1 protein-coding gene is annotated in these 1420 nt (G+C 71.8%); it reads left to right on the plus strand.

What is annotated here, in order from left to right:
• Positions 1-1420 (plus strand): AMP-binding protein (locus ACIQ8J_RS35885; RefSeq protein ID WP_403608151.1); only part of this gene is annotated, 1420 nt, incomplete at both ends.

Below are 1420 nucleotides of genomic sequence, written 5' to 3' on the forward strand. Positions count from 1 at the left end.
GTACGGAGCTGTCGTACCGGGAGGTGAATGAGCGGGCGAACCGGCTGGCGCGGGAGTTGATCGCGCGGGGCGCGGGCCCGGAGCGGCTGGTGGCGTTGGCGTTGCCGCGTTCGGAGTCGATGGTGGTGGCGCTGCTGGCGGTGCTGAAGTCCGGTGCCGCTTATCTGCCGGTGGATCCGGCTCATCCGTCCGAGCGCATCGCGCTGATCCTCGGCGACGCCGCCCCCGCGCTCCTGGTGACCGACACCGCCACCGCCGATGCGCTCCCCGATACGGATGCGCCACGGCTGATCCTGGACGACCCCGAGATCACGTGGGCCGGCCGGTCCGCGACCGATGTCACCGACGCGGACCGCGGCACCCGGCTGCTTCCGGAACACCCGGCCTTCGTCCTCTGCGCCTCCGGTGCCACCGAACGCCCCACGGGTGTCATCGGGCTGCACGGCGCCCTGGCCAACCGACTCACCTGGTTCACCGAGGAGTTCCCGGAGCAGTACACGGCGGCCGTCCTCGCCACCTCGCCGGCCGGCACCATCGACGGCATCACCGAACTGCTCGCCCCGCTGCTGTCCGGCGGCTCGACCGTCGTCGTGGACGGGGACACCGCCCATGGCCTTCCCGACGGTGACCACCCCGACATCACCCTCGGCACCGACACCCTGACCGGTCGTCCGGTGTGGAATACGGGGGTGCTGGTGCTGGACGGCGGTCTGCGTCCGGTGCCGGCGGGTGTCGCGGGTGAGTTGTATGTGGTGGGTGCCGGACTGGCCCGCGGGTATGTGGGTCAGTCGGGTCTGACGGCGTCGCGGTTCGTGGCGTGCCCGTTCGGACCGGAAGGCGCTCGGATGTACCGGACCGGGGACGTGGTGCGCTGGTCGCCCGACGGACGGCTCGTGCTGGTGGAACGTGCGGGCGAGCCGCAACAGGCGTTGCCGGTACCGGAATTCGAGGACGCGGTGTCGTCGCGGGAGCCGCGGGATCCGGTGGAGGAGGCCCTGTGCGGGCTGTACGCACAAGTACTGGGACTGGAAACGGTCGGTGTCGACGACAGCTTCTTCGACCTCGGCGGCCACTCCCTCCTCGCCACCAAGCTGGTCAGCCGGGCCCGCGCCGCGCTCCGTACCGCCCTGTCGGTCCGGGACGTCTTCGAGGCGCCCACCGTCGCCGAACTGGCCCTGAGGGCCCGGACCGGCGGCCGGCCCCGGCCCGCGCTTACACCGGCGCCCCGCACCGGCACCCTGCCGCTGTCCTCGGCACAGCGCCGCCTGTGGTTCCTGAACCGGCTCGACCCGGACTCCGCCGCCTACAACATGCCGCTCGCCGTGCGCTTGTCGGGTGTGCTGGATGTGGGTGCGTTGGAGGGGGCGTTGGGGGATGTGGTGTCTCGGCACGAGAGTCTGCGGACGGTGTTCCCGGAGGT

Origin of the sequence: Streptomyces sp. NPDC094147, assembly GCF_044764265.1 — a bacterium.
Classification (GTDB): domain Bacteria; phylum Actinomycetota; class Actinomycetes; order Streptomycetales; family Streptomycetaceae; genus Streptomyces.